This window comes from Achromobacter pulmonis, from assembly GCF_002885955.2.
Classification (GTDB): domain Bacteria; phylum Pseudomonadota; class Gammaproteobacteria; order Burkholderiales; family Burkholderiaceae_B; genus Achromobacter; species Achromobacter pulmonis_A.
On record NZ_POQS01000008.1, the window covers coordinates 54977 to 81135 of the forward strand.

Here is a 26159-nt window from a genome sequence, read left to right on the forward strand (position 1 = left end):
TTCCCCCCACTTCCGATATTCGGGATACACGCAACATGAGCATCAAGGTTTTGAAGTCGCTGGCCGCGTTCGCCCTGGGCGCCGCCGTATTCGCCCAGCCCGCGCTGGCCCAGGACAAGCCGCTGAAAATCGGCGTGACCGCCGGCCCGCACGCCCAGATCTTCGACGTGGTCAAGCAGGAAGCCGCCAAGCAGGGCCTGAAGATCGAAGTCATCGAATTCTCCGACTACGTGCAGCCCAACGTGGCCCTGGCCTCGGGCGACCTCGACGCCAACAGCTACCAGCACCAGCCCTACCTGGACAACGCCAACGCCGACCGCGGCTACAAGCTGGTCAGCATCGCCAAGACCGTGATCTTCCCCATCGGCATCTACAGCAAGAAAATCAAATCGCTGTCCGAGCTGAAGGAGGGCGCCCGCTTCGCGCTGCCCAACGATCCCACCAACGGCGGCCGCGCCCTGTTGCTGCTGCAGGCCAACGGCCTGATCAAGCTGCGCCCCGACGTTGGCCTGAAAGCGACCCCGATCGACGTGGTCGAAAACCCCAAGAAGCTGCGCTTCATCGAACTGGACGCCGCCCAGCTGCCGCGCTCGCTGGACGACACCGACGCCTCGGCCGTGAACACCAACTTCGCCCTGGAAGCCGGCCTGAACCCGGCCAAGGACGCCATCGCCCAGGAATCGCCCGACTCGCCGTACGCCAACGTGCTGGTGGTGCGCGAAAAGGACAAGGACCGTCCCGAATTCGCCAAGCTGGTCAGCGTCTACCACAGCCCGGCCGTGAAGCAATTCATCGAGACCAAGTACAAGGGCGCCGTGGTCGCGGCCTGGTAAGCACGGCAAGTCGGGATTTTTTTGACAAACTTCCCGTAACACGCCATAATGTCTGGCTTCGGTCGGGTTGATAGCTCAGTCGGTAGAGCAGCGGACTTTTAATCCGTTGGTCGCGAGTTCGAGTCTCGCTCAACCCACCACCCCTTCCTTTTTTAGGAAGGCAGAAGAAGGCAGAAGAGAATCAAGCACTTGCGAGCAATCGCGGTGCTTTTTTTTCGCCTGTAGTGAACGACAGCGCAGCCTAGCCCGCCATCCATGAAATGACTATTTTTAATGGTCATTTTTGATAAGATGAACTGCATCATCCATCCATGGGAGGCCGTCATGTCGACCCTGCATGTGTCGAAAACCGAGTTCAAGGCCCGGGCGCTGGAGCTTTTCCGGCAGGTCGAAGCGACGGGCGAGCCCATTGTCGTAACCGACCACGGCAAGCCCGCGCTGGAAATCCGGCCCTATCGGGCGGCTCCGCAACGGGACCCGCTCGAGGTGTTGCGCGGGTCCGTTTTGCGGTTCGATGATCCCTTGTCTCCCGTCGGCGACGATGCGTGGGAGGCAGCGCAATGATCGTATTGGACACCCATGTGCTGATCTGGTGGGCGGCGGGCGATCCGCAGCTTAGCCGCGCCGCGCGCGACGCCATCGAGGCAGAGGCCCAGGATGGCGAAATCCTGGTCTCGGCCATCAGCGCTTGGGAAGTGGCGATGCTGGCCAAGGCCGGGCGTCTGGCTTTGACCATGGAGGCCGAGGCCTGGCTGGATACGGTCGCCCAGGTGCGCGCAATCCGGTTCGTTCCGGTGGATGTCGGCATTTCGATCCAATCTGTCCAGCTGCCCGGAGAGTTTCACAAGGACCCGGCGGACCGCATCATCGTGGCCACGGCGCGGCGTCATTCGGCCCCTCTGATCTCTGCTGATATGAAGATTCGTGGTTACCCCCACGTTCAGACTATCTGGTGAGGCAACCTCCATTAGGGCGCGCCGTATCAATCCTTGCCCGCGACTTCTCTTAATGTGCTCATGAGCAATTCGGCCGGTCGCGACAGGGACCTGCCGGCGCGCCGCAGGATGCCGATATCGCGATACAGCGGCGGGTTGTCGATGGAGATGCGGCGCAGGCGGCTGGTGTCGCCGCCGCGCACCACCAGTTCGGACAGTATGGCCACGCCCAGGCCTTCGGCCGCCATCGCCATGATCGTCGAGTTGTAGACCGCCTCGTAGGCGGCAGGCAGCAGTATTTTCTTTTTGTCGGCGGCCGCCTCGATATGCATGCGGATGCTGCTTTCTCTGACAGGCAGGATCAGCGGCGGGCCCGCCAGGTCGCTGAGCGTGACCGTGTCTTGGGTGGTCCACGGATAGTCCGGCGAGACGAACGCGCAGAAGCGGTCGGTCATCAATTTCTCCCAGACCAGTTCAGGGTCGCGCTTGACCGGGCTGCCCACGCCGAAATCGACCTCGCCGTTGCGGATCATGAAGGTAAGGCGCGAGGCGACCGTGTCGCGGATGCGGACGGTGATGCGCGGATAGTCGCGGTTGAGCCTGCGGATGGCGTGGGGCAGCACGCTCGCGGCCAGCGAGGGCAGGGCGGCCACGGTGACGGCGCCGCGGTCGGGGTCACTGGTGTCGCGCGCGTGGGTGACCAGGTCTTCGATGTCGCTCACCAGGCGCTCGATCCGGGGGAACAGCTCCAGACCTTGCGGCGTCAGGTTGACGCAGCGGCGGTTGCGGTCGAAAAGCTGTGTGCACAGATGCGATTCCAGCTGCTGGATCTGTATGGTCAGCGCCGATTGGGAGATATTGAGTTCGTAGGCGGCCCGGGTGAAGTTGCCCAGGCGGGCGATGGCGAGAAACGCGCGTAGCTGCTTGAGATCACCCAGCATGGCCTGACTCCGTCGGTGGAGCCGATAGCTTGAACTATCGGTTTTTTTAAAAACTCTATTCGCTTATTTGAATTTTACCAATCGTACGCATGTCGGTACATTGTGATCCAGCACTTAACCGAACCTGCAGGCAGGAAAAAAATGAGCAGCGTCAATAAGGTTGTTGTGGTGGGAGGAGGGACCATGGGGTGCGCGGTCGCGGCCATGTTCAGCGTGGCTGGCTGGGCCGCGCACGTGGTCGAGAGCGACGCATCGGCGCGGCTGGCGGCGCCCGGAAAGGTGGATGCGGCCGCGCGCGCGCTGGGTGCCGATGGCGCCGTGAGCGCGCCGGCCGTATATGGCGCGCTTGCTCAGGTCGATTGGGTGGGCGTGGATATCGTCATCGAATGCGTATTCGAGGACCTCGCGCTCAAGCAGGCGGTATTCGCCGAACTCGAGGCGCTGTGTCCGGCCCCGACTCCCTTGACCAGCAATTCGTCCAGTTTTCCGATCAGCCGGATCGGTGCCGGCCTGGCGACGCAGCAGCGCATGCTGGGCCTGCATTTTTTCATGCCGGCCCACCTGGTGCCGGCCGTCGAGGTGATCCGCAGCGAGGTTTCCGACGAGGCGACGGCCGCGCGCGTCAGCGAGATCATGCGCGCCGTCGGCAAGAAGCCGATCCGGGTCAAGCGCGATATTCCGGGATTCCTGGCAAACCGTATCCAGCATGCCTTGATGCGCGAAGCGATTGCGCTGGTCGAAGAGGATTTCGCCTCGGCCGAGGACGTCGACGCCGCGGTGCGTTACGGCTTCGGTTTCCGCTATATCGCGGCCGGTCCGCTGCTGCAGAAAGACCTGGCCGGAATCGATATCCATTGCGCTGCGGCGACCACCATGTATCCCTACCTGCGCACCGACCAGGAACCGAGCGCCCATATGCGCAAGCTGGTGGCCGACGGCAACGTGGGGGTGAAGTCGGCGTCGCTGCGCGGTTTCTATCAATGGACGCCCGAGCAGGTGGCCGTGGAGCAGAAACGCTACGAAGCCGCCCTGATCAAGGCCGCGCGCATTCTCCAGGAGGAAGAGGCCGGCCAGTAAATTGTTCAGTCCGAACGCTCGCGGTAAATAAAAAAATAGCGCCGATAACACGATCTGCAATGCAGATTTCGCTTCAAAGCGAGGAGGAGGGGTAATGAAACGAGACAGAAAAGCAGGGGGCACATCATGACTGGCCGCTCCCCCTCGCACCAGAGGTTTCTGGCGCTGCAGCGCTTCATGACATCCGTGAACAATGTTGCCGAAAAATGCGCCGGGCTTTTTTTGCTAGGCATGATCGTGGCCATTTCGGTTTCGGTGTTCGCCCGGCTGCTTTACACCTACACGGGCATTCCGCTGTCCGCGCCCTGGGCCGAGGAGCTTGCTCGCTACTTGATGGTGGGCAGCGTTTTCATCGGCGGCGCGGTGGCGGCCTATCATCTGCGCCTGATCGGCGTGGACGTGTTCGTCAGCATGGTGCCGGAATCCGTCGCCCGCTGGCTGCGGCTGCTGTCGCATCTGCTGACCCTGGTGCTGGCGTTGCTGCTGGTGTGGAAGTCCGCCAGGCTGATCGAACTCGGTCTGAAGCAGTGGTCGCCGGCGATGGAACTGCCCATGACCTACGTCTATGCGCTGATGGCCGTCGGCTGCGTGCTCATGTGCGCCAACACCCTCACCAACGCCGTCAGGGAACTGCTGAACGTGCAGGCGCAGTCCTCGGAGTCGGCGGAAATGGCGGAGGCCATGGAAATCAAGAACAGTATCGAGGGGGCACTATGATCGCCGTCCTTGGCTTGTCGTTTTTCGCGATCATGCTGATCGGCGCGCCCATCATGACGGCGCTGGGTCTGTCGGCCGCGATGGCCCTGCAGTCGGGCGACCGTTCGTTGCTGATCGTGGTGCAGATGGCGTTCCAGTCGCTGGATTCGTTCAGCCTGATGGCCGTGCCGTTCTTCATCCTGGCGGGGCATCTGATGCAGTCGGGAGGCGTCGCGCGCCGCCTGGTCCAGCTGGCCAACGCCGTGGTGGGCTGGATCAGGGGAGGGCTGGGCGCGGTGGCGGTATTGACGTCGTTGCTGTTCGCCACGGTGTCGGGCTCGTCGTCGGCCACGACCGCCGCGATCGGGTCGGTTCTGATTCCCGAAATGGAGAAGAAGGGTTATCCGCGGGCATTCGCCGCCTCGATCGCGGCCTCGTCCGGCGAGCTGGGGGCCATCATTCCGCCCTCGATCCCGATGATCGTCTACGCACTGACCGCCAACGTCTCGGTTGGCGCGCTGTTCATCGCCGGCATTCTGCCCGGCCTGCTGATCGCCGTGTCGCTGATTCTTACGGTCTGCGTGGTCGCCAGCGTCAAGGGCTGCGACGAGGTGCGTCCGGTCAGCCTGTCGCAATGGATCAAGGGCGTGCTGGTCGCCCTGCGCGACGCCACGCTGGCGCTGATGATGCCCGTCATCATCCTGGGCGGCATCTACGGCGGCCTGTTCACGCCCACCGAAGCCTCCTGTATCGCCGTGCTCTACGGCCTGGCGCTGGGGATGTTCGTCTACAAGGAGATCGCGCCCAGGGATCTGCTGGGCATATTCGGGCGTGCGGCGGTGATGTCCGCGATCATCCTGCTGATCGTGGCTTTCGCGGCGGTGTTCGCCTACCTGTTGACGATCAACCAGGTGCCGCAGCGCGTGGCCGCCATGCTGGGTTCGGTCACCTCCAGTCCCGTCGTGTTCCTGCTGCTGGTCAACGCCATGCTGTTCGTGGTCGGCATGTTTATCGAGGCGCTGGCCGCCATCCTGATCATCGTGCCCATCCTGGCGCCCATCAGCGCGAGCTTCGGCATCGATCCGGTCCATTTCGGCATGATCGTGATCACCAACCTGGCGGTCGGCATGGTCACGCCGCCGGTGGGCGTCAACCTGTTCGTGGTGTGCGAGGTCGCGCAATTGCGGATGCACCAGCTGGCGCGCTACCTGGTCATCTTTCTTGCGGTGCTGGCGGTGGACATCCTGATCATCTCTTACGTGCCCGCTCTCAGTACGGCGTTCTTGTAGGCAATCAGAACTAGAAAATCCGGAGGAAAAAAATGCAAGCATTCAAGAAAATGATCGGCGCGGGCATACTGGGCGCGCTGATGCTGGCCTCGCCTTCCTATGCGCTGAACATGGACGTGGGCCATACGCTGACCACGGACAGTCCGTTCCACGTCGGCACGCAGAAGTTCGCCGACATCCTGAAAGAGAAGTCCAAGGGCAAGATCAACATCACGGTGTTTCCGCATTCGCAGCTCGGAGGCGAACTCACCATGATCCAGGGGGCGGTGGCCGGCGCCACCGACCTGTTCGTCACTGGCCAGCCGGCGCTGAACAACGTGGTCAAGGAATACCTGGTTTTCGACGTGCCGTTCCTGTTCGACAACGTGCAACAGGCCAACGAAATCCTGAGCGGACCGGTGGGCGACAAGTTTCTCGACATCCTGCCCAAGTACGGCCTGGTCGGCCTGGGCTGGTTCTCGGCGATCGAGCGCAATGTTTTCGGCAATCGGGCGGTCAATTCCGCGGCCGACCTGAAAGGCATGAAGATCCGCGTTATCCAGTCTCCGGGCTACGTGGAAAGCTACAAGGCGCTGGGCGCGCAGCCTACGCCCATGGCTTATTCGGAGCTGTACCTGGCCTTGCAGCAGAAGGTCATCGATGGCGGCGAGACCACGCCAGACCAATTCGTGTCCGACAAGTTCATCGAGGTGTCGAAGTACTTCAACATGACGCACGTGAATATCCATCCCGCGCTGCTCATCATGTCCAAGACCCGCTGGGATTCTTTTTCGCCGGATGAACAGAAGATGATCAGGGAAGCCGCCGACGAAGCCATGGCCTATGCGCGGGACTATTACAAGAAGGTTTATGACGACGGTATGAAAACCATGGCCGAACGCGGGGTGACGGTGGTGTATCCCTCCGACCTGCCTTCGCTGGCGAAGGCGACGGAGCCGGTCGCGAAAAAGCTGATCGGCGAGGCGCCCGACGGCCAGCAGCTTTATGATGCGCTGATGGCAGCCAAGCAAAAGGCCGGAAAGTAAGCCGCGGTTCAACCCTTAAACGGAAATGGACAGTCCGATGACGTGTTTCACCAAACCCGAAGGCCTGCGCGTGCTGATTACCGGGGCCGCCGGCAACATAGGAAAATGTCTGCGAGAGCAATTGCGCGGCCGGTATGCCTTGCTGCGCCTGGCCGACATCGCCCAACAGGAGCCCGCCCGGGAAGGCGAGGAGATCTGCGCCATCGACGTGCGCGACATCGATTCGGTCGAGCGCTGTATGCAGGGCATCGACTGCGTCATCCACCTGGCCGGCATACCCGGCGTGGACACCTGGGAAAATATTCTTCCGCTGAATATCGACGGCTGCTACAAAGTATTCGAGGCGGCCCGCCGCCAGGGCGTGCCGCGCGTCATATTCGCCAGTTCGAATCACGCGGTGGGCTATCACAGGCGCGAGAAATTCCTCGACAACACCGTGCAGCCCAGGCCTGACTCGCTCTACGGCGTGTCCAAGGTATTCGGCGAGGCGCTGGGCCGCATGTACGCGGACAAATTCGGCATGTCGGTCGCGTGCCTGCGGATCGGCACCTTCCGCACGCCCGACCATCCGAGCGAGTCCCGCCAGTTGCTGACCTGGATCAGCCACCGGGACATGGCCGAGCTGGCGCGCTGCTGCATCGAGCACGAGTCCTACCACTTCGTGGTGGTCTATGGCGTGTCGAACAATCTGCGCAACCGTTGGGACAATTCCAACGTGAAATTCCTGGGCTACCAGCCGCAGGACGACTCCGAAGTGTTCGCCGCCGAGATACTGGCCAGGAACATTCCGGAGGATCCCATCGCCGCCCAGTTCCACGGCGGTTTCTATTGCCCGCTGGAATTCGTCGGTACGACCGAAAGGATCTCGTGATGTACGCCGCACCACCCGCAATTCGGGCGCAGGTATTCACCCGCCTGCCCGACGAGTTCAGAAAGCCGGAAGGCACTTCCGAGTGGCATCGCTACCAGCCGGGAAACCAGCCGCCGCATTCGCTGCTGGAAGGGCCGTCCTTCGACACGCAGGGCAGGCTGTATTGTGTGGATGTGCCTTGGGGGCGCGTGTTCCGGATCGACCGGGAAGGCGGCTTCAAACTGATCGCCGACTATGATGGCGAGCCCAACGGCCTGAAAATCCATCGCGATGGGCGGATATTCATTGCGGATTACGCGCGCGGCATCGTCCTGCTCGATCCCGAGACGGGTGAAATCAAACCCGTCATCGAACGCGTACACCTGGAACGGCTCAAGGCGGTCAACGACCTGGTGTTCGCTTCGAATGGCGACCTGTATTTCACCGACCAGGGCCTGACTGGCTGGCAGGACCAGACCGGCCGGGTATTCAGGCGCCGTGCCGACGGCCGTGTCGAATGCCTGCTGGACAACATTCCCAGCCCCAACGGTCTGGTGCTGGATCCTAGCGAATCCGTCCTGTATGTGGCGGTGACGCGGGCCAATGCGATCTGGCGGGTGCCGCTGGCTAGCGATGGCGGCGTGACCAAGGTCGGCACCTTCATTCAGATGTCGGGCGGTGGCGGTCCCGATGGACTGGCCATCGACGAGGAAGGCAATCTGGCCGTGGCGCACGTGGGCATGGGCGCAGTATGGCTCTTCAGCCATCGCGGCGAACCCATGCTGCGCATCAATTCCCCGCTCGGCGCGCTCACGACCAACATCGCCTTCGGCGGCGCGGACCGCAAGACCCTCTACATCACCGAATCCGAATCGGGTTCCATCCTGACCGCGCCCATGCCGGTTCCCGGCCGCGTCATGTATTCGGGCGTCTAGGCTGGATTCGTTGCAACACTTAGACCCTTCGAGCCGTCATCACGCGGTCAGAACAGCCGGTCACAATCGCGCATTCTTTTCAGTCGCCTTCAGCGAGATGCGCAGCACCCGTGCCACTTCCCATGACGTGACCCGCCGACCGGGCGTGATTGCCCGGTGGCGCCGCCTGCGTGCGATGTTGCAGGGGCTGTTGGGGCTGGGGCTGATCGCGGCGCAGGCGCCGTCGGTTCAAGCCCAGGCCGTGCCGCAACATTGGATCGGCTATGCACAGTTGGCCAGCAACCAATTCCAGGCCTGGCTGAGCGACCCCGACAACGAAGCCGTGGTGCGCCTGCACGAAAAAATGCAGGACCGCCTGTTGAACAGTCGCTCGTCGACGCCACCGGGGCCGCTGGTGGTGCGGGTATGGGTGGCGGCGGACGGCAAGGTGTATCGCGTGGAGTTCGCGAGCCTGGGCGATGCGCAGGCCGATGCGGACCTGCACCGGATATTGACGGCACAGCCGTTGTCAGCGCCGCCGCCGCGCGATATGCGCCAGCCGATGGCGCTGCGTCTGAACCTGGAATTTCCGACCTGAAATCCTGCGCTCTTCGAACGTCAGGGGCGGGGCGGACGCTGCGGCCGGGCCGATGCGCCGAAGGTGTTGCCCATGCGATTGGACGTCGCCGCGCGATTGAACTGGCCGATCTGGTTGCCGGGGCGCGAGACGATGTCTTGGGACGCCAAGGCGGGGTTGTCGCGCGGCGCGTTCGGCGCAGGCGCGATCTGGGCGTTGAGGCACTCGTACGAGAGGGCGCGATAGCCATTGACCTCGACATCGACACAGGCGGAATCGGTGGGCTTTCGGGCAGAGGCGGCCTGCTGGGCGGCGGCCGCGACGGGCAGGGCCAGGCCAAGCAGCAGTAACCATTTGGGCGTAAGGGCAACGGACATGAAACGGCTCCTTCAGTGCTACCGAGCGCGGACACAGTGTAGTGTTACCTGCTGCGGCGTGCCGTGAAAGATTCATGTCATGCGCCGGCTGCAAGATGTTGCATCCTTTTTCCGCGCCCCTGTTTTGTCGATGCCAGCACTTGGGCAATCCCCCTTTTTCCTCTGCTCCCGCCATCCATGCGCGTGGTCTGGTTGTTGACGATGACGGTCATGCTGTGGGCGGCCGGGGCGTCGGCATGGGCGCAAGCGTCGGCCGAGACGCACGTGTTCGATCTGCCGGCCCTGCCGTTGGAGCAAGCCTTGCGGCGCTATGGCGAAATCACGGGGCTGTCGATTTTCTTTGACACCGAGCAGGTGCGCGGCAAACGCAGCCCGTCCGTTCGCGGCCGTTATGCCCGGGCCGAGGGTTTGAGCCGTTTGTTGAAGGGCACGCAGATGCGCGCGCAGTCGGTGTCTTCGGGCGTGGTCACGGTCGTGCCGTTGGAGGCCGAGGCGCCCGCGCCGGATCGAGGCAATGTGCTGGCGCTGTCCTACGACGGATACCTGCAGCAAAGCATCTTGCATGTGTTGTGCGCGCAGCCTGGCTTGCAGGCCGACCGTCTACGCATCGCATTGCGCTTCTCCATCAATAAGGATCGCCGCGTCGAAGACTTGCGCGTGCGGGTCCAGGCGCGGCCCGAGCTGGAGCCCGTCGTGCGCCAGGCCCTGTCGCAGGCGCGCCTGCGCCCGCCGCCGGCCGGCCTGGCGCAACCCATGATCCTGCTGGTGTCGCCGCAGGCCGCCGCCCGGTGGGGAGGCTGCCAGCGATGAGCAGGAAGGGGGTGGAGCGCCTGCAGCAGCTGATCACGCAGGGTTACGACGCTTTGCGGCGGCAAGTGGCCTACCGTCTCGGGGGCTCGTCGGACATGGCTTCGGACGCGTTGCACGAAGCCTATGTGCGCCTGGCGTCGCAGGACAATCTCGACGAGGTGCGCCACCCGCACGCCTATCTGGTCAATACCGCCGTCAATGTGGCGATCGACCGCATCCGCAGCGACGCCCGCCTGCTGGGCGACGATGAGATCGAGGCCGTGTTCGAGCAGGCGCGCGGCGCGCAGCCGGGGCTGGATAGCGACCTGGCTTCGCGCCAGCGCCTGGACACGGCGATGCGGGCGCTGCAGGACATGCCGCCGCGCCAGAGCGCCTTGCTGATCGCACATCGCGTCCACGGCGAAGATACCGAAAGCCTGGCGCGCCGCTGGGGCATCTCGGCGCGCATGGTGCGCCGCGAGATCCAGACCGCCGCTCAAACCTGCATGGCCGCCATGGAGGCTCGCGATGTTCCGAAGAAAACCCGATGACCGGTTCCGGTTTTGCGCCGTCAATCGTCTGGTCTGTTGATAGCACTTATTTTTGAACGATGAACAAGGCCTTCATGGCGACCGAACCCAACGCTCCAGACGATGACGTCCTACGTCAGGCGCGCGCGTGGGCGGTATTGCTCAAGACCGGCCAGCCGACCACGCGCGATCTGGAATCCCTGAAGGCCTGGTGCGCGCAAAGCGCCGGGCACGCCCGCGCCTGGTCGCAGGCCGCGCACGAATGGCAGGCCGTCGAGACCGCCGCGCGGCGCGTTCCGCAGGCCCGGCCAGCGCGCAAGGTCCACGGTTTCGCGGGTGCGCGCGCCGGGCGCCGCGCCTTTCTGGGCGGCGCCGTGGCCGCTGGCGCGGCGTATCTGGCCGTGAGCCCGCCCTGGGGGCTGTGGCCATCCTGGTCGGAGTTCAGGGCCGACTACCGTACAGGCGCGGGGGAACAACGCTCGCTGGAGCTGCCGGGCCAGGTGCGCGTCACCTTGAATACGCGCACCAGCATCACCGTGAACGACGCCGCCGCCAGGCCGCGCATCGACCTGATCAGCGGCGAGGCCGCCGTGTCCGCGCCCGCTTGTGAAATCGTGGCGGGCGTGGCCAGCGTCAGGCTCGACCACGCCGATATCGAAATGCGCCAGCTGGAAGACGGCCGCGTGCGCGTGCGCTGCCAGCGCGGCGCGGCCGAGTTGCGGCATCCGGCCGGCAGGGTGGCGTTGGCGGCGCAACAGGAAGCCTTTTACGACGAAAGACGCGTCGGCCCCGCGACGCCGCTGGCCAAGGCAGCGTCGGCGTCCGCCTGGCGCGAGGGGGTGGTGGTGTTCGATGACCTGCCGCTGGATCAGGCGGTGCAGGAGATCAACCGCTATCGGCCGGGCAGGGTGGTGCTGGTCGACGACGCCTTGGCCGATCGACGGTTCTCGGCGCGCGTGCGGGTAAGCGACTTGGACCAGGCCCTGGAGCTGCTGCGGACGGCGCATCACATCCGTTTGCGCCGCGTGGGTGAGCTGGTGCTGATCGGCTGAGTGTCACAAAAGCCTGTCATGAAAGATTCATGGCTTGGTATTTCCGCGTTTCGCGCGTCGAACGTCTAGTGGAAAAGCGTCCGCCCCGATGCTGCCATTTTCACGCTAGATCCTGGAACCGTCGCACATGACTCACCCCGCTGTTTCCGCTCGCTATCGCTTGACCCCTCTGGCCGCGTCGCTGTCGGCCTTGGCCATGCTGAGCGCATTGTCGCTGGGCAGCGCATCCGTTGCGCACGCTTCCGGGGCGTGGTGGGTCGGCGCGGACGTCGCCAAGCAGACGCGCACCCTGCGCCAGAACTCGCCGGGCCTGAGCGCGCAGACGGCGGCCGAACAGCGCCGCCAGGCGACGCAGCAACTGCGCCGTTCGGTCGACAACCTCAATCGCGTGGCCGGCGAAGCGGGCGCCATCGCCCAGGCCCAGGCGCGCCAGACAGCCGCCTGGCAGAAGGAGCGCAATCGCCCGGCGCAGGCCGGCGACTCCCCCGACGGCCTGACGCAGGGCGGCTTGTGGGACAAGGACGCCAACGGTCAGGCGCTGCCCTGGATCGGGGTGTCCGACAAACGCGCCGTGGCCAGCAATGCCCAGGGCAAGACCACGGTGACCATCGAGCAGACCCAGGCCAAGGCGATCCTGGACTGGGACACTTTCAACATCGGCCGCAACACCGAGGTGGTGTTCGATCAGGCGACTTACGCCAACGCGGCCGCCCGCAGCGGCGCGCGAACCGCGCAGTCGGAGTGGGCGGTGCTCAACCGCGTGGTCGGGGCCTCGGCCAAGCCCAGCCAGATCCAGGGTTCGATCCGCGCCGATGGCTCGGTCATGGTGGTCAATCAGAACGGCGTGATCTTCACCGGCAGCAGCCAGGTCAACGCGCGCAACCTGGTGGCGGCGGCGGCCAGGATCAGCAACGACCAGTTCCTCAGCCGCGGCATCTACGGCGCCGACGCCAACACGGCCTCGTTCACCGAAGCCCTGGGCAACGTCTCGGTGCAGGCGGGCGCATTGATTCAGACCCATGAGCCCGCCAGCGTGACGCAGGGCGGCGGCTATGTGCTGCTGATGGGCCAGGAAGTGCGCAATGACGGCGACATCCGCACCCGCAAGGGCCAGACGCAGTTGGCGGCGGGCGACAGCTTCGTGATCCGCAAAGGACTGGTCACCAACAGCACCGATGGCGGCACGACCTATTCGACCACGCGCGGCAATGAAATCGCGCCCAAGGCCGACGCCAATCTCGACCTCGCGCGCATCGACCCGGCGATTCAGCGCGGCCTGGTGCAGAACACCGGACTCATCCAGGCCCGCGAAGGCGACATCACCCTTGCCGGCCACGACGTGCGCCAGAACGGCGTGGCGCTGACAACGACCTCGGTCAACGCGCGCGGCACCATCCATTTGCTCAATAGCGCGGGCGACGCGCAAGGCCAGGTCACGCTCGGCAAGGATTCCATTACCGCCATCCTGCTCGAAGACGATGGCCAGTCCGCCTTCGATGGCCAGCGCAATGCCTTGATCGAAGCGTCCGCCACGCTGGACCAGCAGCGGCGGGGCATCAGCGGCACCTTCGATAATCTGTCCAAACAGTCCGACCGCCGGGACCAGTCCCGCATCGAGATCGTCTCGGGCCAGAACGTGGATTTCACCGACGGCAGTCTGACGCTGGCTACCGGCGGCCAGGTGGCGGTGAGCGCCGAAGGCAGCGCCACGATCCACGCCGGCGCGGCCGTGGACGTCTCGGGCGCCGTGGGCGTGCAAGTGGCGATGGCCTCGAACAACGTCCAGATCAACATTCAGGGCAACGAGCAGCGCGACGCCTCGGGCAATCGCGAGTCCGGCAATCTGAACAACACCAATGTGTGGGTGGACCGCCGCTACCTGGTGCTGGTGCCGGCCGGTACGGGCGGCTATGAAACCGACCGATGGTATACCCAAGGCGGCCTGCTGGAAGTGGGCGGGTACCTGGGCACCACCGGCCATACCATCGGCGAGTGGATGGCGCAGGGTGGCACCGTCAACTTTGCCGGCGGCGGGGTGACGACGCGAGCGGGCTCGAGCATCAACCTCTCGGGCGGCTCGCTGGACGTGCAAAGCGGCTATCTCAACCAGAGTTGGCTGCGCGGCGGCGACGGCCGTCTCTATACCGTGGATCGCGCGCCGGGCGATCTGCTCTTTCCCGAGGACGCCTCGTACACGGGCTATGAACGCAAGAGCGTGCGCTGGGGGCGCACGGACACCTTCCTCAATCCCTTGATCGCCAAGGCGCAGCGCTGGGAGGAAGGCTACACGGTGGGCCGCGACGCGGGCCGCCTGATCATCGGCACGCGCCAGGCCACGCTGGACGGCGATGTGGAAGCCAAGGCTTTTCAGGGCGTGCGGCAGATCAACGCGCCGCAGTCGCGCCTGGACGGCTATCAGCAGAGCCAGACGGCCGCGCCGCGTCGCGCGGGCCTGATCCTGGGCAGCTGGCAGCCGGTGTATGACGAGGCCTCGGGCAATCTGCGTTATACGCCGGGGGCGGTGGCTGACGAGATCGTGCTGGGCATGCCGCGCGATCCGGAGGACGCCGAGGAGGCATCGACGCAAACCGACCCTGCGCGCATCACACTGAACGCAGACTGGCTCAATGGTCTGGAACTGGGCGAGTTGCGCGCCTACGCGAACGGCGCCGTGCGGGTCGACGGCGCGGTCAAGGTGGCGGCGGGAGGCGAGATCGCGCTGCATGCGACGCAAGTCGACGTCAATGCAGACCTGACCGCGCGCGGCGGCGTCATCACCTTGGGCGACATGGTCGAGCAATACCCCAACGTCAGCTCGGGTTGGCAGGACCTGCCGTTGGCGACGACGGCGCCGGCGGGCTATACGGCGCGTGTGTCGATCGGCGAAGGCGTGACCCTGGACGCGCGCGGCGTCTGGAGCAATCTGCAGCAAGGCGACGGCAACCTCGGCGGTCTGCCGTACATCGACGGCGGTCGCATCGTCGCGCGCAGCAGCGGCGACGTCACCGTCGGCAAGCGCGCACTGTTGGATGTGTCCTCGGGCGCGGCGCTGCTGGGCGATGACAGTCTGCAGGGAGGCAAGGGCGGCGACATCACGCTGGCCGCCGATGCCTACGCGGCGGCCACCGCCGCCAAGGGAGGGCTGACGCTGCAAGGCGAATTGCGCGGTTACGGCGTCGAAGGCGGTGGCACGCTGACCCTGCAAAATGGCAGCGCCGTCGTGATCGGCGGACTGGTGGCTGGCGCCGACGGCGCCTTGCAGGCAGGCCAGAGCGCGCCGGTGGACCTGGTCACGAGCGAAGATTTCACCATTGCCGAAGGCGCGGTGTTGCCCCTGGACTACCACTCCATCCGCACGCACGCCAATCCCGGCGAGGCGGTGGGCGGCGCGCCAAGAGTGATCGCGAGCGATTCGTCGACCTGGCTGACGGTGGGAGCCGATTGGACCCTGCCCAAGGCCAGCAGCGAAAACGCCTCCTATAGCGTCAACCTGTCGAACGGCCAGTCCTTGAGGGTCGCGGGCTATACCGGCAGCTGGTACGTGCCGCCGACGTTGCCTGCGGGTACGGTCATCACAGGGATCGTCAACCCGGCGAACTTTCCGACCAACTATGTCGTGGATGCCGCGATACATGCCAATGGCATACCGCTTGCGCCCACGCCGGTTGTGATCCCGGCGGGTAATCTCGCGCCCACGGATGTCACCTTCTCGGCCGGGACCTTGATCCGCGCGGGCGCGAGCCTGCCGCGCGCGGTAGCGGTCGAGCCCTTGCTGCTGCTGGACGCCGGCCTTTTCCAGCAGGGGTTCTCGCATTACGCGGTGACGGGCGGCGATGGCCTGGCCGTGGCCAAAGGCGCCGATCTGCGCGTGACCATGCCGGTCTTGCAGGCCGACTTCTCCATCGCGCGCGGCGTCGCCACCGGCGCCGATCCGCACGCGGCGCTGGCGATGTGGCTGCCGCCTTTGTTCACCGAAAGCCCGGCGCGGGGCGCGCTGACGCAGCGAGGCGGCGCAAGCCTGACCCTGGCCGCCGGCAACGCGCGCAGCACGTTGGAGAACGCCGATGCGCCGCCGCTCGTCATCGCCGAGGGCGCGCGCATCGAGGTCGATCCGGGCAAAAGCATCGTCTTGCGGAACAACGGCCAGATCACCATCGACGGTACGCTGCGCGCGGCGGGCGGACGCATCGGCGTCTACGGCCTGGGCGCCGGCGCGCAGGACGTCACGCGTCTCAAGGGGCATGACGGCTCGGTGTGGATCGGGCGCGAGGCGGTGCTGGATGTTGCGGGCCTGGCTCAAAGCGCGCTGGATAGCCAGGGCCGTCGTTACGGCACGGTGCTCGATGGCGGGCGCATCGAGATCGGCGGCGCGTACCGGGCGTACGCCACCGAGGCCGACGCCATCGACAATTTCATCGTCATCCGCGAGGGCGCGCGCCTGGACGCCTCGGGTGCGGCGACGACGCTGGATATGAACGGAATGGGCGCGTTGCGGGTGGCCTCCGACGGCGGCGTGATCCATCTGGCCAGCTTCAACGGCCTGTATCTGGATGGAGAGATGACGGCCGCCTCGGGCGGCGCGGGCGCGGCCGGCGGCACGCTGTCGCTGGCGCTGGAGTCGCCCAACTACCGCATCGGGGGCAGACCGGCAGACCGCGTGCTGGCGCCGCGTGAGTTTCAATTGCTGCGGGAACAGACGCCGGAAGGCCTGGCGGCCGATCTGCGGCCAGGCCAAGCCGATGCCGGGCTGGTCTATGGCCATGGCCGCATAGGCGCCGACCGCATCGAGGCAGGCGGTTTCGACAACCTGTCCTTGTTGGTCAACGGCGTCTTGTCGCTGGAAGGCGGCGTCGATCTGACGCTCGGCCAGGGGCTGAACCTGGCCGCCACGGCCTTCGCGCTGACCGACGGCGCTTCCGCCGGCAGCCGCGTCGCGCTGGCCGCGCCCTATGTGCGCCTGGCGGGCGCCTCGCGTCTGGGCAAGGACCAGCACATCATGCCGGCCCTGAACGCACCCACCTCGACCCAAGGCGGCATGGTCGAACTGGGCGACGCCACGCAGCTGCGCGTGGAAGCCGGCGTGCTGGATGTCATCAACAAGGTTGCGTTCGGCGCCTATGGCTATTCGATGCAGGGCGACAAGGCACTGGTGTCGCGCCAGGGATTCGAACTGGTGGAACTGCGCAGCAGGAACGATCTGCGGTTCCTGAGGCATACGGTCAGCGACCGTACGTCCCTGACGACCGAAGGCGATCTGCTACTGGCGGCCAGCCAGATCTATCCGGCCACCGGCGCCCTGGGCGAGGTGATCGCCGGGCGTCGCGGCGCGTTCAACCAGTGGGGCTCCTATGAAACCCGTTACGACGCCGCGCGCAGCCTGCGTATCGAACGTAGCGGAGACGGCGCCGCGCCGCCCACGCCGTACTCGGCCTTCGGCACCCTGCGCCTGTATTCGGCCAATATCGAACAGAGCGGCGTGCTGCGCGCGCCGCTGGGTATCCTGGAACTGGGCATCGCCCCGAGCGGCGGACAACCGCCGGGCACGATCACCCTACGTCCGGGCAGCATCACTTCGGTGAGCGCGGCGGGCCTGCTCATGCCTTATGGCGGCACCGTCGACGGCCTGACCTATAACTACGCGGGCGCGGATGCCTTCTATGCCGGCCTGGGCGGCGCGCTGGGCAATGTGAGCCTGACGGCCGACAGTATCGAGGTCCAGTCCGGCGCGCGGATCGATCTGTCCGGCGGCGGCGAGCTGACCGGCGCGGGCTTCTTGACGGGGCGCGGCGGGTCGACCGACGCGCGCCTGAATCCGTTGATGCAGGTGAAGTGGGATGGCAGCGGTTTTACGTTGCCGTCGCTGTCCAGCAACCCGGTCTACGCCATCGTGCCCGGCGCGCAGCCTGCCGCCGCACCCATCGCGGCGGAGAAGGGCGCGGGCGATCCGATGATCGGCCGGCAGATCACCGTCGGCGACGGCGTGCCGGGCCTGGCCGCCGGAACCTATACCTTGTTGCCGTCCACCTATGCATTGCTGCCTGGCGCTTTCCGCGTCGAGTTGAATGGCCGGGCCGTCGGCAACGCCGCGTTCGGCAGCGGCGGGCGCATGCGCAATGCGTCCTACACCACGGCCGCCCGCCTGGGTTTCGCCAATACCGGCATTGCCGACGTGCAGACCACCTCGGTGGTGTTGACGCCGGCCGACACGCTGCGCACCTACTCGAACTTCAACGAGACGAGTTACGCGCAGTTCGGCCAGAATTGGGCGCTGCGCGACGGCGCGCCGCGCCCGCAGCTCGAGCGCGACGCGCGGCAGCTGAACCTCACGCCGGGAAGCCGGCTGGATGTCGCCGCCGGCACGGTGGACTTCACCCCCGCCAAGGACGGGCGAGGCGGCGCCGCGGTTCTGAACGGCAGCCGCATCGAGATTCTGGCCGACGGCGCCACGCCCACCGAAGGCTTTGCGGGCACGTCGGTTCATGCCAGCACGCTCAACAACTTGAAGGCGGCCACCATCAGCATCGGCGGCGCGCCGACCTCCACCTTTGTCACGCAGACCGCCAGCGGATTCTCCACTGAAAATTCCTGGCAGGTCGGCCTCGGCAGCGGCACGACCGGCGAGCTCATCCTGCGCCGGGGCGCCATGCTGGAAGCCGGCTCCGTCTTCTTGGTGGTGAGCAACAAGGAACAAGGCCTGACCATCGAGCAGGGCGCGGGCATCAATACGCTGGGACAGGGCAGGGCGGCCTGGGATTCGAACGACGGTTATGTGCTGCGACCAGGACAGGCCGGCGTGCTGGCCGTCACTAACGGTTGGCTGAACCTGACCTCGCCGACGGCTGACGATTACGGCATGAACGGGGCGGGCTATCTGCACATCGGCACTTGCGCCGCGGGCGCAAGCTGCGCGGGCGATACCATGCTGTATTCGGAAGGCAGCATCACCGCCGCGACCAATAAATCGCTTGAACTGGGCGAGTCGGTACGCTACGGAACGCGCAACCTGACGCTGGCCGTGGGCGGTATCAACATCGGCACGACCGCGACGCTGGCGCAGGCCAAGGCCGCGGGTGTCCTGCCTGCCGGCCTCACGCTGAACCAGGACGTGCTGTCGCGCCTGTTGCGCGGCGACATCAGCACCGGAGCGCCGGCGCTGGAGAACCTGATACTTACCGCAAGCGACTCGGTCAATTTCTACGGCAGCGTGGACCTCAGCACCATCGACAAGGCGACGGGAAAATCGTCGCTCGAGCGCCTGGTGCTGGGCGCGCCGGCCTTCTACGGGCATGGCGGCGCGGGCGACGTGGCCCGCATCGAGACCGGCACGCTGGTCTGGAACGGCGCGACCACGCCTGCCGGCAATGTCATCGCGGGCGGCGCGGGCACGGGCAGCGGCCGCTTTGTGGTCGATGCCCGGACCATCGAGTTCGGCTACGGCCCGCTGAGCCAGCCCGACACCGTGGGCACGCATGAGCGTCTGGCATTGGGCTTTGCCGGCGTCGACCTCAACGCCAGCGAGCGTATCACCGCCAACCATAAGGGCACGCTGTCGGTCTATCAATCGCAGGGGGCCTGGGACGAGGCGGCCAAGGCCTGGACCTACAGCGGCGGCAATCTGCGTCTCAACACGCCGCTGCTCACGGGTCAGGCGGGATCGGTCAACAATATCAAGGCGGGCGGCGCGATCGTGGTTGCCGCGCCGGCCGGTTCGGCGTCGCCCCTGGCCGACAACGCGACCCTGGCGAATGCGCTGGGCGCGACGCTGGGCCTGGATGCCGGCACGCGCCTGACGCTGGATACCGCCGTGCTGCTGCCCAGCGGCAAATTCACCGCATCGGCGCAGCAGGATGTGGTGCTGGAAGACGGCGCGCAGCTGGACCTGGCCGGGCGTGAACTGTATTTCTTTGACGTCAGCAAGTACAGCTGGGGCGGCGACGTCGTTCTCGACAGCCGTCAGGGCAGTGTCGTGCAACAAGCTGCGTCGACCATTGACCTGTCGGCGAAGCAGAACCGCGCGGGCAGGCTGACGGTGCTCGCCCTGGCGGGTACGGCCGACCTGAACGGCACGATACGCGGCGGCAGCACCGGCCATTACGATGCGGGCGGCACGCCCGTGCCATATGCGGCAGGCTACATCGACGTACGAGCCGGGCGGATCGCGGATTTCTCCGGCCTGAACTTGCGCCTGACCGAAGGCGAAGTCTTCGGCGGCCGCAGCTTCCAGCTCAAGCAAGGCGATCTTGTCATCGGCAGCGAACTCAAGGCCCGGGAGATCAACATCTCGGTCGATAACGGCAGCCTGACGGTCAACGGCACGATCGACGCCAGCGGAGAACGCGCCGGCAGCATCCGCCTCGCCGCCAACCAGGGCGTGACGCTTGCCGGCGGCGCCGTGCTCGACGCCAGCGCCAGCGTATTGCGCCGCGACAGCTACGGCCAGGTCATCGAGGCGCCCAACCGCGCCATCGTGGAGATCGACTCGGGCTATGGCCGTCTGACATTGGCCGACGGTGTGCGCATGGACCTTGCCGTGGATGGCGCAAGCGCGAACTACGGCACGGTGACCTTGAATGCCCCGCGCCTGGGCGGCGCCAGCGGCAACGACGTCGACATCGACGCCCGGGGCGCGGTAGTCATTACCGGAGCCAGGTCCATCGCCGTCAACGCCTTCCATTCCTATGACGATGCGCCGGTTGGCACGGACGCCTCTGTCGACGGCCGCAGCTATCAACGCATAGACCAGGCCTACCTGGACGCCAAACACGCCGACAGCATTGCCTTCATCAACAACGCCCTGGCCAACGACACGCTGATGCAGGGCAAGCTCGCGGGGCTGCGCGGCTATACCGAGCAGTTCCACCTGCGCCCCGGCGTGGAGATCGTCAGCAACGCGGCGGTCAATCCCCATGGGGATCTGCATGTGGATGGCGATATCGATCTCTCGGGCTATCGCTATGCCAGCGTCAACCCGGGTACGCAGCGCACCGGCGTCTACGGTTCGGGCGAGGCCGGCGCGCTGGTGCTGCGCGCCCAGGGCGATCTGACGCTGTTCGGCAGCATTACCGATGGCTTCGATACGACCAGGCTGGGGGTGACGAACGACGACAACGGCTGGGTCCTGCCCGCCGGCCGCATGCCCTTCGGCGGCGATCTCGTCATCCCGCACGGCGGCATGGCGACGCTGGATGCGGGCACGCAATTCGCCAGCGGCCGCACGCTGAACTATGACTTGCCGGTCGACGGCCTGACGCTTCCTGCGGGAACGCGTCTGCCCGTCACCATGCCGCTGGCGCAGCGCTTGACGCTGCCCGCCGGCACGGTGCTGGCCTCGGCGGTGCTGGATGCCTCGGGCAACGTCGTTCACCCCGCCGGCTCGGTGGTGCAAACGCCGCTGACGCTGGACGCCGGCATGCAGCTGGCCGCGGGCTTCCGCCTGCCCGCGCAGGCGGAGATCGGCGCCACCATCTGGCCCAAGGGCGTCATGCTGCCGGTGGCGATGAAGCTGTCACGGCCGCTGGCGCTGGCCAAGGGCGCGCTCGTGCCTTCCGAGACCGATGTCGTGCTGCCAGGCGGCGTCGAGATGGTCAACTTGCGGCCCACCGGCGCCGATGGCACGCAGGGCCGCAATCTTGCGCTGGCGCCGATGCTGCCGGCCGGCTCGCAGTCCTGGGATCTGCGCCTGGTGGCGGGCGCCGACCTGCAGGCCGCGGACACGCGCCTGACCCTGGCGAACACGACGGCCCAGCTGCGCCTGGCGGATCCGCATTTCGGCCTGGGCGCCATGGTCACCGAGGTCCCGGGCACCGGCGGCAAGCCCTCTTACGTATGGGGCGACCTGAGCCAGTTCCAGGCCTTCATGGACATGATGGGGGTCGCGCTCAGCTCGCCGCCGGTATCGGGCGAGCCCGTCACGCAGGCGCAGATCGACGAGCTGGTGGCGTTCGGGCTCATCGGTTCGACTCCCGACGAACTGAATGTCTACGGCATGGGAGAGATGGTCAATGTGAAGACCCCGGGTTTTGCGTGGGCCGACCTGAGCCAGTTCCAGGCCTTCATGGACATGATGGGAGTCGCGCTCAGCACGCCGCCGGTATCGGGCCAGCCTGTCACGCAGACGCAGATCGACGAGCTGATCGCGTTCGGGCTGATCGGTTCGAGTCCCGATGAATTGAATGTCTACGGCATGGGAGAGATGGTCAGCGGGTCGGCCGGCGGTCCGCCGGAGACGGTCACGTCCTATCATCCCGCGCGCCAGCAGCTGTTCAGCGTGCTGCGCACCGGCGCGGGCGACCTGGACCTGGTGTCCGGCGGCGATTTCAATATGACCTCGCTTTACGGCGTCTATACGGCGGGCACGCCGTCGGCCTCGATGGGCGACGCCTATCACCGGGCGCGGGGGCGCTTGAGCGACGGCACGATATTGCGCGCCGAAGGGGCGGGCTTCGAGTCGCTGGTCGATGGCGGCGCCCAAAGCCTGTACGCGGCCTGGTATCCGGAGCGCGGCGGCAACGTGCTCCTGCGCGCGCAAGGCGATATCAAGGGCGACCTGATCGGCGGCAACGAGAACTACGGCGATCCCGCGGGTTATAAGTTCTGGAACTCGCGCGAGCAGATTCCCACGGTCACGGTGGGCAGCTGGTTATGGCGCCAGGGCACGGGCAGCATCGGAACCGGGCCCGAAGCCACGCCGGCTTCGTGGTGGATCAACTTCGGCACCTATGTGGCGGGCGATGCCAGAGGCACCTACGACGCGTTCGGTTCACGCTTGTTCAACAACGATCCGTTCCTTGTGGGCTTTACCGGCATCGGCACGCTGGGCGGCGGCAATCTGACCGTGGAAGCGGGCGGCGACGCCGGCATCATCGATGCGCGCGGCATCGCTTCGAGCTGGAACCTGCGGGCGCATACGCCGCGCAGCCAGGGCCTGCACCTGGCCGTGGCCGGCACCGGCCGCATCACGCCGGCCGGCGAGCTGGTGCAGACCGGCGGCGGCGATCTTACCATGCGCCTGGGCGGGGCGCTCAACCCCAACCCGCAATTGCGGCGCAACGAATACGACCTCAACGGCACTTTCGTCAACCTGCGCGGCGCCACGGCGATTCATGCCGGAACTGTCGGCGGCGTGAAGGTGAACTACGGCGGCGGGCGGGACCAGATGGACTCGCGCCTGGGCAACGTGTATACGGCCGCGGGCGGTGTGGCCGCCGGCGGCCCCATCCTGGTGCTGGGCGACTCGGCCGTCCGTATCGATACGCGCGGCGACCTGGTGCTGGGCGGCGCGGCCGATCCGGGCCGCACGATGCAGCTCAGCGCGACGCCATTCACCTACCAGGGCGCGGCGCATGACGGCGACGGCTGGAGCTGGTTCTCCCTTTGGACGCCGGCCACCGCGATCGATCTGTTGAGCGCGGGCGGCAATCTTACGCCGACCTCGGCCTGGGATGACATCGCGGGCAGTGAAGACGCGCGTTGGGACAGCGCGGGACATAATCAGTCGGCCAACGGCGACGGCTCGTTCTATCCGTCGATCCTGCGCGCGGTTGCGGCCAACGGCAGCCTGTACTACGGCGCCAGCGCAAGCGGCGCGACCGCCGCCATCCAGGGCCCGGTCCTGCGCTATGGCCACGGCACCGTACTGGCGCCGTCGCCGGTGGGCGCACAGTTTGTCAACGCCACCGGCAAGGGCGAACTGCAATTGCTGGCGCAGGACTCTATCCTGGGCGCGGGCTATGTGCTCTCGGCCTCCACGGCCGATCCGCTGGCCATGGCCAGCCCCTTCCGCCCCGGGTTTGTCGGCAAGCTGGCCGAGACCGGCGGCGGCCCCTGGGGCGGGTCCGCCCTGTTGGTCACCAACGCCGCTGCCGAATCGCAGCCCTACAACGACTGGATCACGATCGGGTACAGCGGCGCGCCGAACCCCGATGGCGGACGACGGAATACGGCTGCGCTGTTCACCTTTGGCAGTCCCGCGACCATCGCGGATGCGGTCGCGGGGCGTGCGCCGGCGCGCTATTACGCGGTGCAGGGCGATATCGTCGGCTTGCGCGTCGGCCAGGCGGTGCTGCCCAGTTTTCAGGCGGATTTCGAGCAAGGGCGTTATGAGGCGTCGATCCCGGTGTCGATCCGCGCCGGCCGGGATATTGTCGGGTCCGGCACCACGCTGGGCGAGAAAGACGCCACCGTGGGCGCCGCCAAGGCGGGTAACGCTTCGACGCGCGGCAACCTGATCGCGCATGCCTATGCCGACGAGATATCGGTGGTGGAGGCCGGCCGCGATGTCCGTGACAGCAGCTTCTACATCATGGGGCCCGGCCTGCTCGAAGTGTCGGCGGGCCGTCACGTCTACCTGGGCAACAAGGGTGAAATCAAGAGCCTGGGGCCGATCGGCGGCGGCGCCGCGTCGGGGGATCGCAGCGGCGGCGCCGGTATTTCGGTGTCGGCCGGCATGGGCGAGGGCGTGTACTGGAACGCCTTTGCCGAGCGCTATCTGAATCCGGCCAATCAGGCAGCGCTGGATCTGCCGCTGGCCGACCAGCCGGGCAAAGTCGTGACGGTCTACGGCGGCTCGCTGAAGCTGGAGCAATGGCTGCAAGACGAGTTTGGCTATACCGGCGACGCGTCGGGCGCCGAGGCTTTCCTGACGCAAAAGCAGGCCGAGCTGGATGCGGCGCGCGCGGCCGCGCTTGCCGAGGGGCGTACCGCCAGCAGCCGTTCGCTGGCGCGCGAGTTCCAGCGGGAGAGCCAGCTGCATCTGGTGAACTGGTTGAGCGAGCGCTTTGGCGGCGCCAACGGTCTCGCCCTGCATTACGATGCGGCGACCATGGACGCGCGGACCTTCTTCGACGCGCTGCCGGCGCAGCAGCAGCGCGCCTATCTGCGCAATGTCTACTACGCCGAGTTGCGTGAGTCCGGCCGCGAATACAACGAGGCCGGGGGCAAGCGCGCCGGCAGCTATCTGCGCGGCCGCGAAGCCATCGCCACGCTGTTCCCCGCGCAGGACGCGCAGGGCAAGGCGTTGAGTCATGAAGGCGACCTCACCATGTTCAGCAGCGCGATCTACTTCAACGCTGACTACGTGAGCAACCCCATCGGGCAGTCACGTCCGCGCGCGGGCGCCAAATACATCACCAAGGCGCAGTGGGAGGCCATGGGCAGCCCCGGCTACAACGTGTCGTTCTATGACGTGTTGGACGCGGGCATCCACACCAACTTCGGCGGCGACATCAACCTCATGACGCCGGGCGGGCGCACGCTGGTCGGCATAGACGGCGGCTTCAACCCGGGGCCGGGTTCGGGCGTGATCACGCAGGGCGACGGCAATATCAACATCTATGCGATGGACAGTATCCTGATGGGTCAGAGCCGCGTCTTCACGACCTTTGGCGGCAGCATCCTGGCCTGGTCGGCGCAGGGCGACATCAACGCCGGTCGCGGCAGCAAGACCAGCATGGTCTACACCCCGCAGCGCCGCGTGTACGACAGCATCGGCAACATCGCGCTGTCGCCGACGGCGCCCAGCACCGGCGCAGGTATCGCGACGCTGAATCCGATCCCCGAGGTTCCGCCGGGCGATATCGATCTGATCGCGCCGCTGGGCACCGTCGACGCGGGCGAAGCGGGTATTCGCGTCTCCGGCGATGTCAACGTGGCCGCCTTGCGCGTGGTCAACGCGGAAAATATCCAGACGCAGGGCGAGGCCACCGGCATTCCGGTGATCGCCGCGGTCAACGTCGGCGCGCTCACCAGCGCGAGCACGGCGGCCTCGAACGCGGCCACGGCCGCCTCCGATGCGGCCCAGGGTGCGCGCGCCGCCGCGCAGAAGGCCCTGCCGTCGATCATCAGCGTGCAGATCCTGGGCTTTGGCAATGAACCGCTTTCGGGCGGCGCCCCGGCGACCGAGCCCACCAGCGCGGTGCCTCCGGCCGGGCAGCAGGCGCAGCGCTATACGCCCAACCACATGGTCCAGGTGCTGGCCCGCGGCTCCCATCCGCAAGGCGACGTGTCGAGCCTGACGCCGGACGAGTTGCGGAGTCTGGGCTTGTAAGCCCGATGCGGGGTGGCGAGTCAGGCCGCGGCGGCAGGGGACGCGCCGCGGCCAAGGCGCGCGCTCCGCTTCCGCGGATTTCTGCATGAAGTTTTTGTGACATCGAGCACTCCGCACGATCGCCGTTCGTCTAGGAATGTGTAAATGAGCATGACAGCCGGTTTGCTGGCGTATCTGCCCGAGCCACGGCTGTCTCCATTCCTAAACCAACCGGTATTGAGTGCGGTTCC

General features: G+C 66.2%; 16 protein-coding genes and 1 tRNA gene. 15 read left to right on the forward strand and 2 right to left on the reverse strand.

Annotation, left to right across the window (positions count from 1 at the left end; genetic code table 11):
* Positions 1–35 precede the first annotated feature (35 nt).
* The 4 genes from C1I89_RS26785 to C1I89_RS26800 all read left to right on the forward strand — a co-directional run bounded on the left by C1I89_RS26785 (position 36) and on the right by C1I89_RS26800 (position 1789).
* Positions 36–833 (forward strand): MetQ/NlpA family ABC transporter substrate-binding protein, encoded by a 798-nt coding sequence (locus C1I89_RS26785; RefSeq protein ID WP_102775427.1) that lies wholly within the window; start codon positions 36–38, stop codon positions 831–833.
* Between the two features lie 64 nt (positions 834–897).
* Positions 898–973, forward strand: a tRNA-Lys gene (locus tag C1I89_RS26790).
* Positions 974–1157: 184 nt separating this feature from the next.
* A complete protein-coding gene (locus C1I89_RS26795) occupies positions 1158–1397 on the forward strand; it encodes a type II toxin-antitoxin system Phd/YefM family antitoxin (RefSeq protein ID WP_102775642.1) in 240 nt (79 codons plus the stop codon).
* Positions 1394–1789, forward strand: a complete 396-nt coding sequence (locus C1I89_RS26800; protein WP_102775428.1) for a type II toxin-antitoxin system VapC family toxin — start codon at positions 1394–1396, stop codon at positions 1787–1789. Before C1I89_RS26795 ends, C1I89_RS26800 begins: the two co-directional genes overlap by 4 nt.
* 26 nt (positions 1790–1815) lie before the next feature.
* Here the strand turns inward: C1I89_RS26800 and C1I89_RS26805 are convergent, their stop codons facing one another.
* On the reverse strand, positions 1816–2709 hold the full coding sequence (locus tag C1I89_RS26805) for a LysR family transcriptional regulator (protein WP_102775429.1): 894 nt from the start codon (positions 2707–2709) through the stop codon (positions 1816–1818).
* 141 nt (positions 2710–2850) lie between these two features.
* Between C1I89_RS26805 and C1I89_RS26810 the strand changes: the two genes are divergently transcribed.
* From C1I89_RS26810 to C1I89_RS26840, 7 genes are all read left to right on the forward strand, one after another.
* Entirely contained in the window at positions 2851–3786 is a 936-nt protein-coding gene (locus C1I89_RS26810; protein WP_102775430.1) for a 3-hydroxyacyl-CoA dehydrogenase family protein, read from the forward strand.
* 231 nt (positions 3787–4017) lie between these two features.
* Positions 4018–4503, forward strand: a complete 486-nt coding sequence (locus C1I89_RS26815; RefSeq protein ID WP_258231547.1) for a TRAP transporter small permease — start codon at positions 4018–4020, stop codon at positions 4501–4503.
* Positions 4500–5771 carry a TRAP transporter large permease gene (locus tag C1I89_RS26820; RefSeq protein ID WP_102775432.1) on the forward strand — a complete coding sequence of 424 codons (1272 nt, stop codon included), beginning with the start codon at positions 4500–4502 and terminating at the stop codon, positions 5769–5771. The genes C1I89_RS26815 and C1I89_RS26820 overlap by 4 nt, the downstream gene beginning before the upstream one ends.
* A 32-nt stretch (positions 5772–5803) precedes the next feature.
* Positions 5804–6796: a TRAP transporter substrate-binding protein gene (locus C1I89_RS26825; protein WP_102775433.1), complete on the forward strand. Its 993-nt coding sequence runs from the start codon at positions 5804–5806 to the stop codon at positions 6794–6796.
* 37 nt (positions 6797–6833) lie between these two features.
* Entirely contained in the window at positions 6834–7667 is an 834-nt protein-coding gene (locus tag C1I89_RS26830) for an NAD-dependent epimerase/dehydratase family protein (protein ID WP_102775434.1), read from the forward strand.
* On the forward strand, positions 7667–8581 hold the full coding sequence (locus C1I89_RS26835) for an SMP-30/gluconolactonase/LRE family protein (protein WP_102775435.1): 915 nt from the start codon (positions 7667–7669) through the stop codon (positions 8579–8581). Before C1I89_RS26830 ends, C1I89_RS26835 begins: the two co-directional genes overlap by 1 nt.
* 97 nt (positions 8582–8678) lie before the next feature.
* The gene (locus C1I89_RS26840) at positions 8679–9158 is read left to right on the forward strand and encodes a hypothetical protein (protein WP_102775436.1); all 480 of its coding nucleotides are present in this window, start codon (positions 8679–8681) and stop codon (positions 9156–9158) included.
* 20 nt (positions 9159–9178) lie between these two features.
* Here the strand turns inward: C1I89_RS26840 and C1I89_RS26845 are convergent, their stop codons facing one another.
* Positions 9179–9514: a hypothetical protein gene (locus C1I89_RS26845; RefSeq protein ID WP_102775437.1), complete on the reverse strand. Its 336-nt coding sequence runs from the start codon at positions 9512–9514 to the stop codon at positions 9179–9181.
* Between the two features lie 201 nt (positions 9515–9715).
* Between C1I89_RS26845 and C1I89_RS26850 the strand changes: the two genes are divergently transcribed.
* The 4 genes from C1I89_RS26850 to C1I89_RS26865 all read left to right on the forward strand — a co-directional run bounded on the left by C1I89_RS26850 (position 9716) and on the right by C1I89_RS26865 (position 25929).
* A complete protein-coding gene (locus tag C1I89_RS26850; protein ID WP_181391062.1) occupies positions 9716–10324 on the forward strand; it encodes an STN domain-containing protein in 609 nt (202 codons plus the stop codon).
* On the forward strand, positions 10321–10854 hold the full coding sequence (locus C1I89_RS26855; RefSeq protein ID WP_102775439.1) for an RNA polymerase sigma factor: 534 nt from the start codon (positions 10321–10323) through the stop codon (positions 10852–10854). Before C1I89_RS26850 ends, C1I89_RS26855 begins: the two co-directional genes overlap by 4 nt.
* 74 nt (positions 10855–10928) lie before the next feature.
* Complete coding sequence (locus C1I89_RS26860) at positions 10929–11885, forward strand: FecR family protein (protein ID WP_258231540.1); 957 nt, start codon at positions 10929–10931, stop codon at positions 11883–11885.
* A gap of 127 nt (positions 11886–12012) precedes the next feature.
* Entirely contained in the window at positions 12013–25929 is a 13917-nt protein-coding gene (locus C1I89_RS26865; RefSeq protein ID WP_102775441.1) for a filamentous haemagglutinin family protein, read from the forward strand.
* Positions 25930–26159 lie beyond the last annotated feature (230 nt).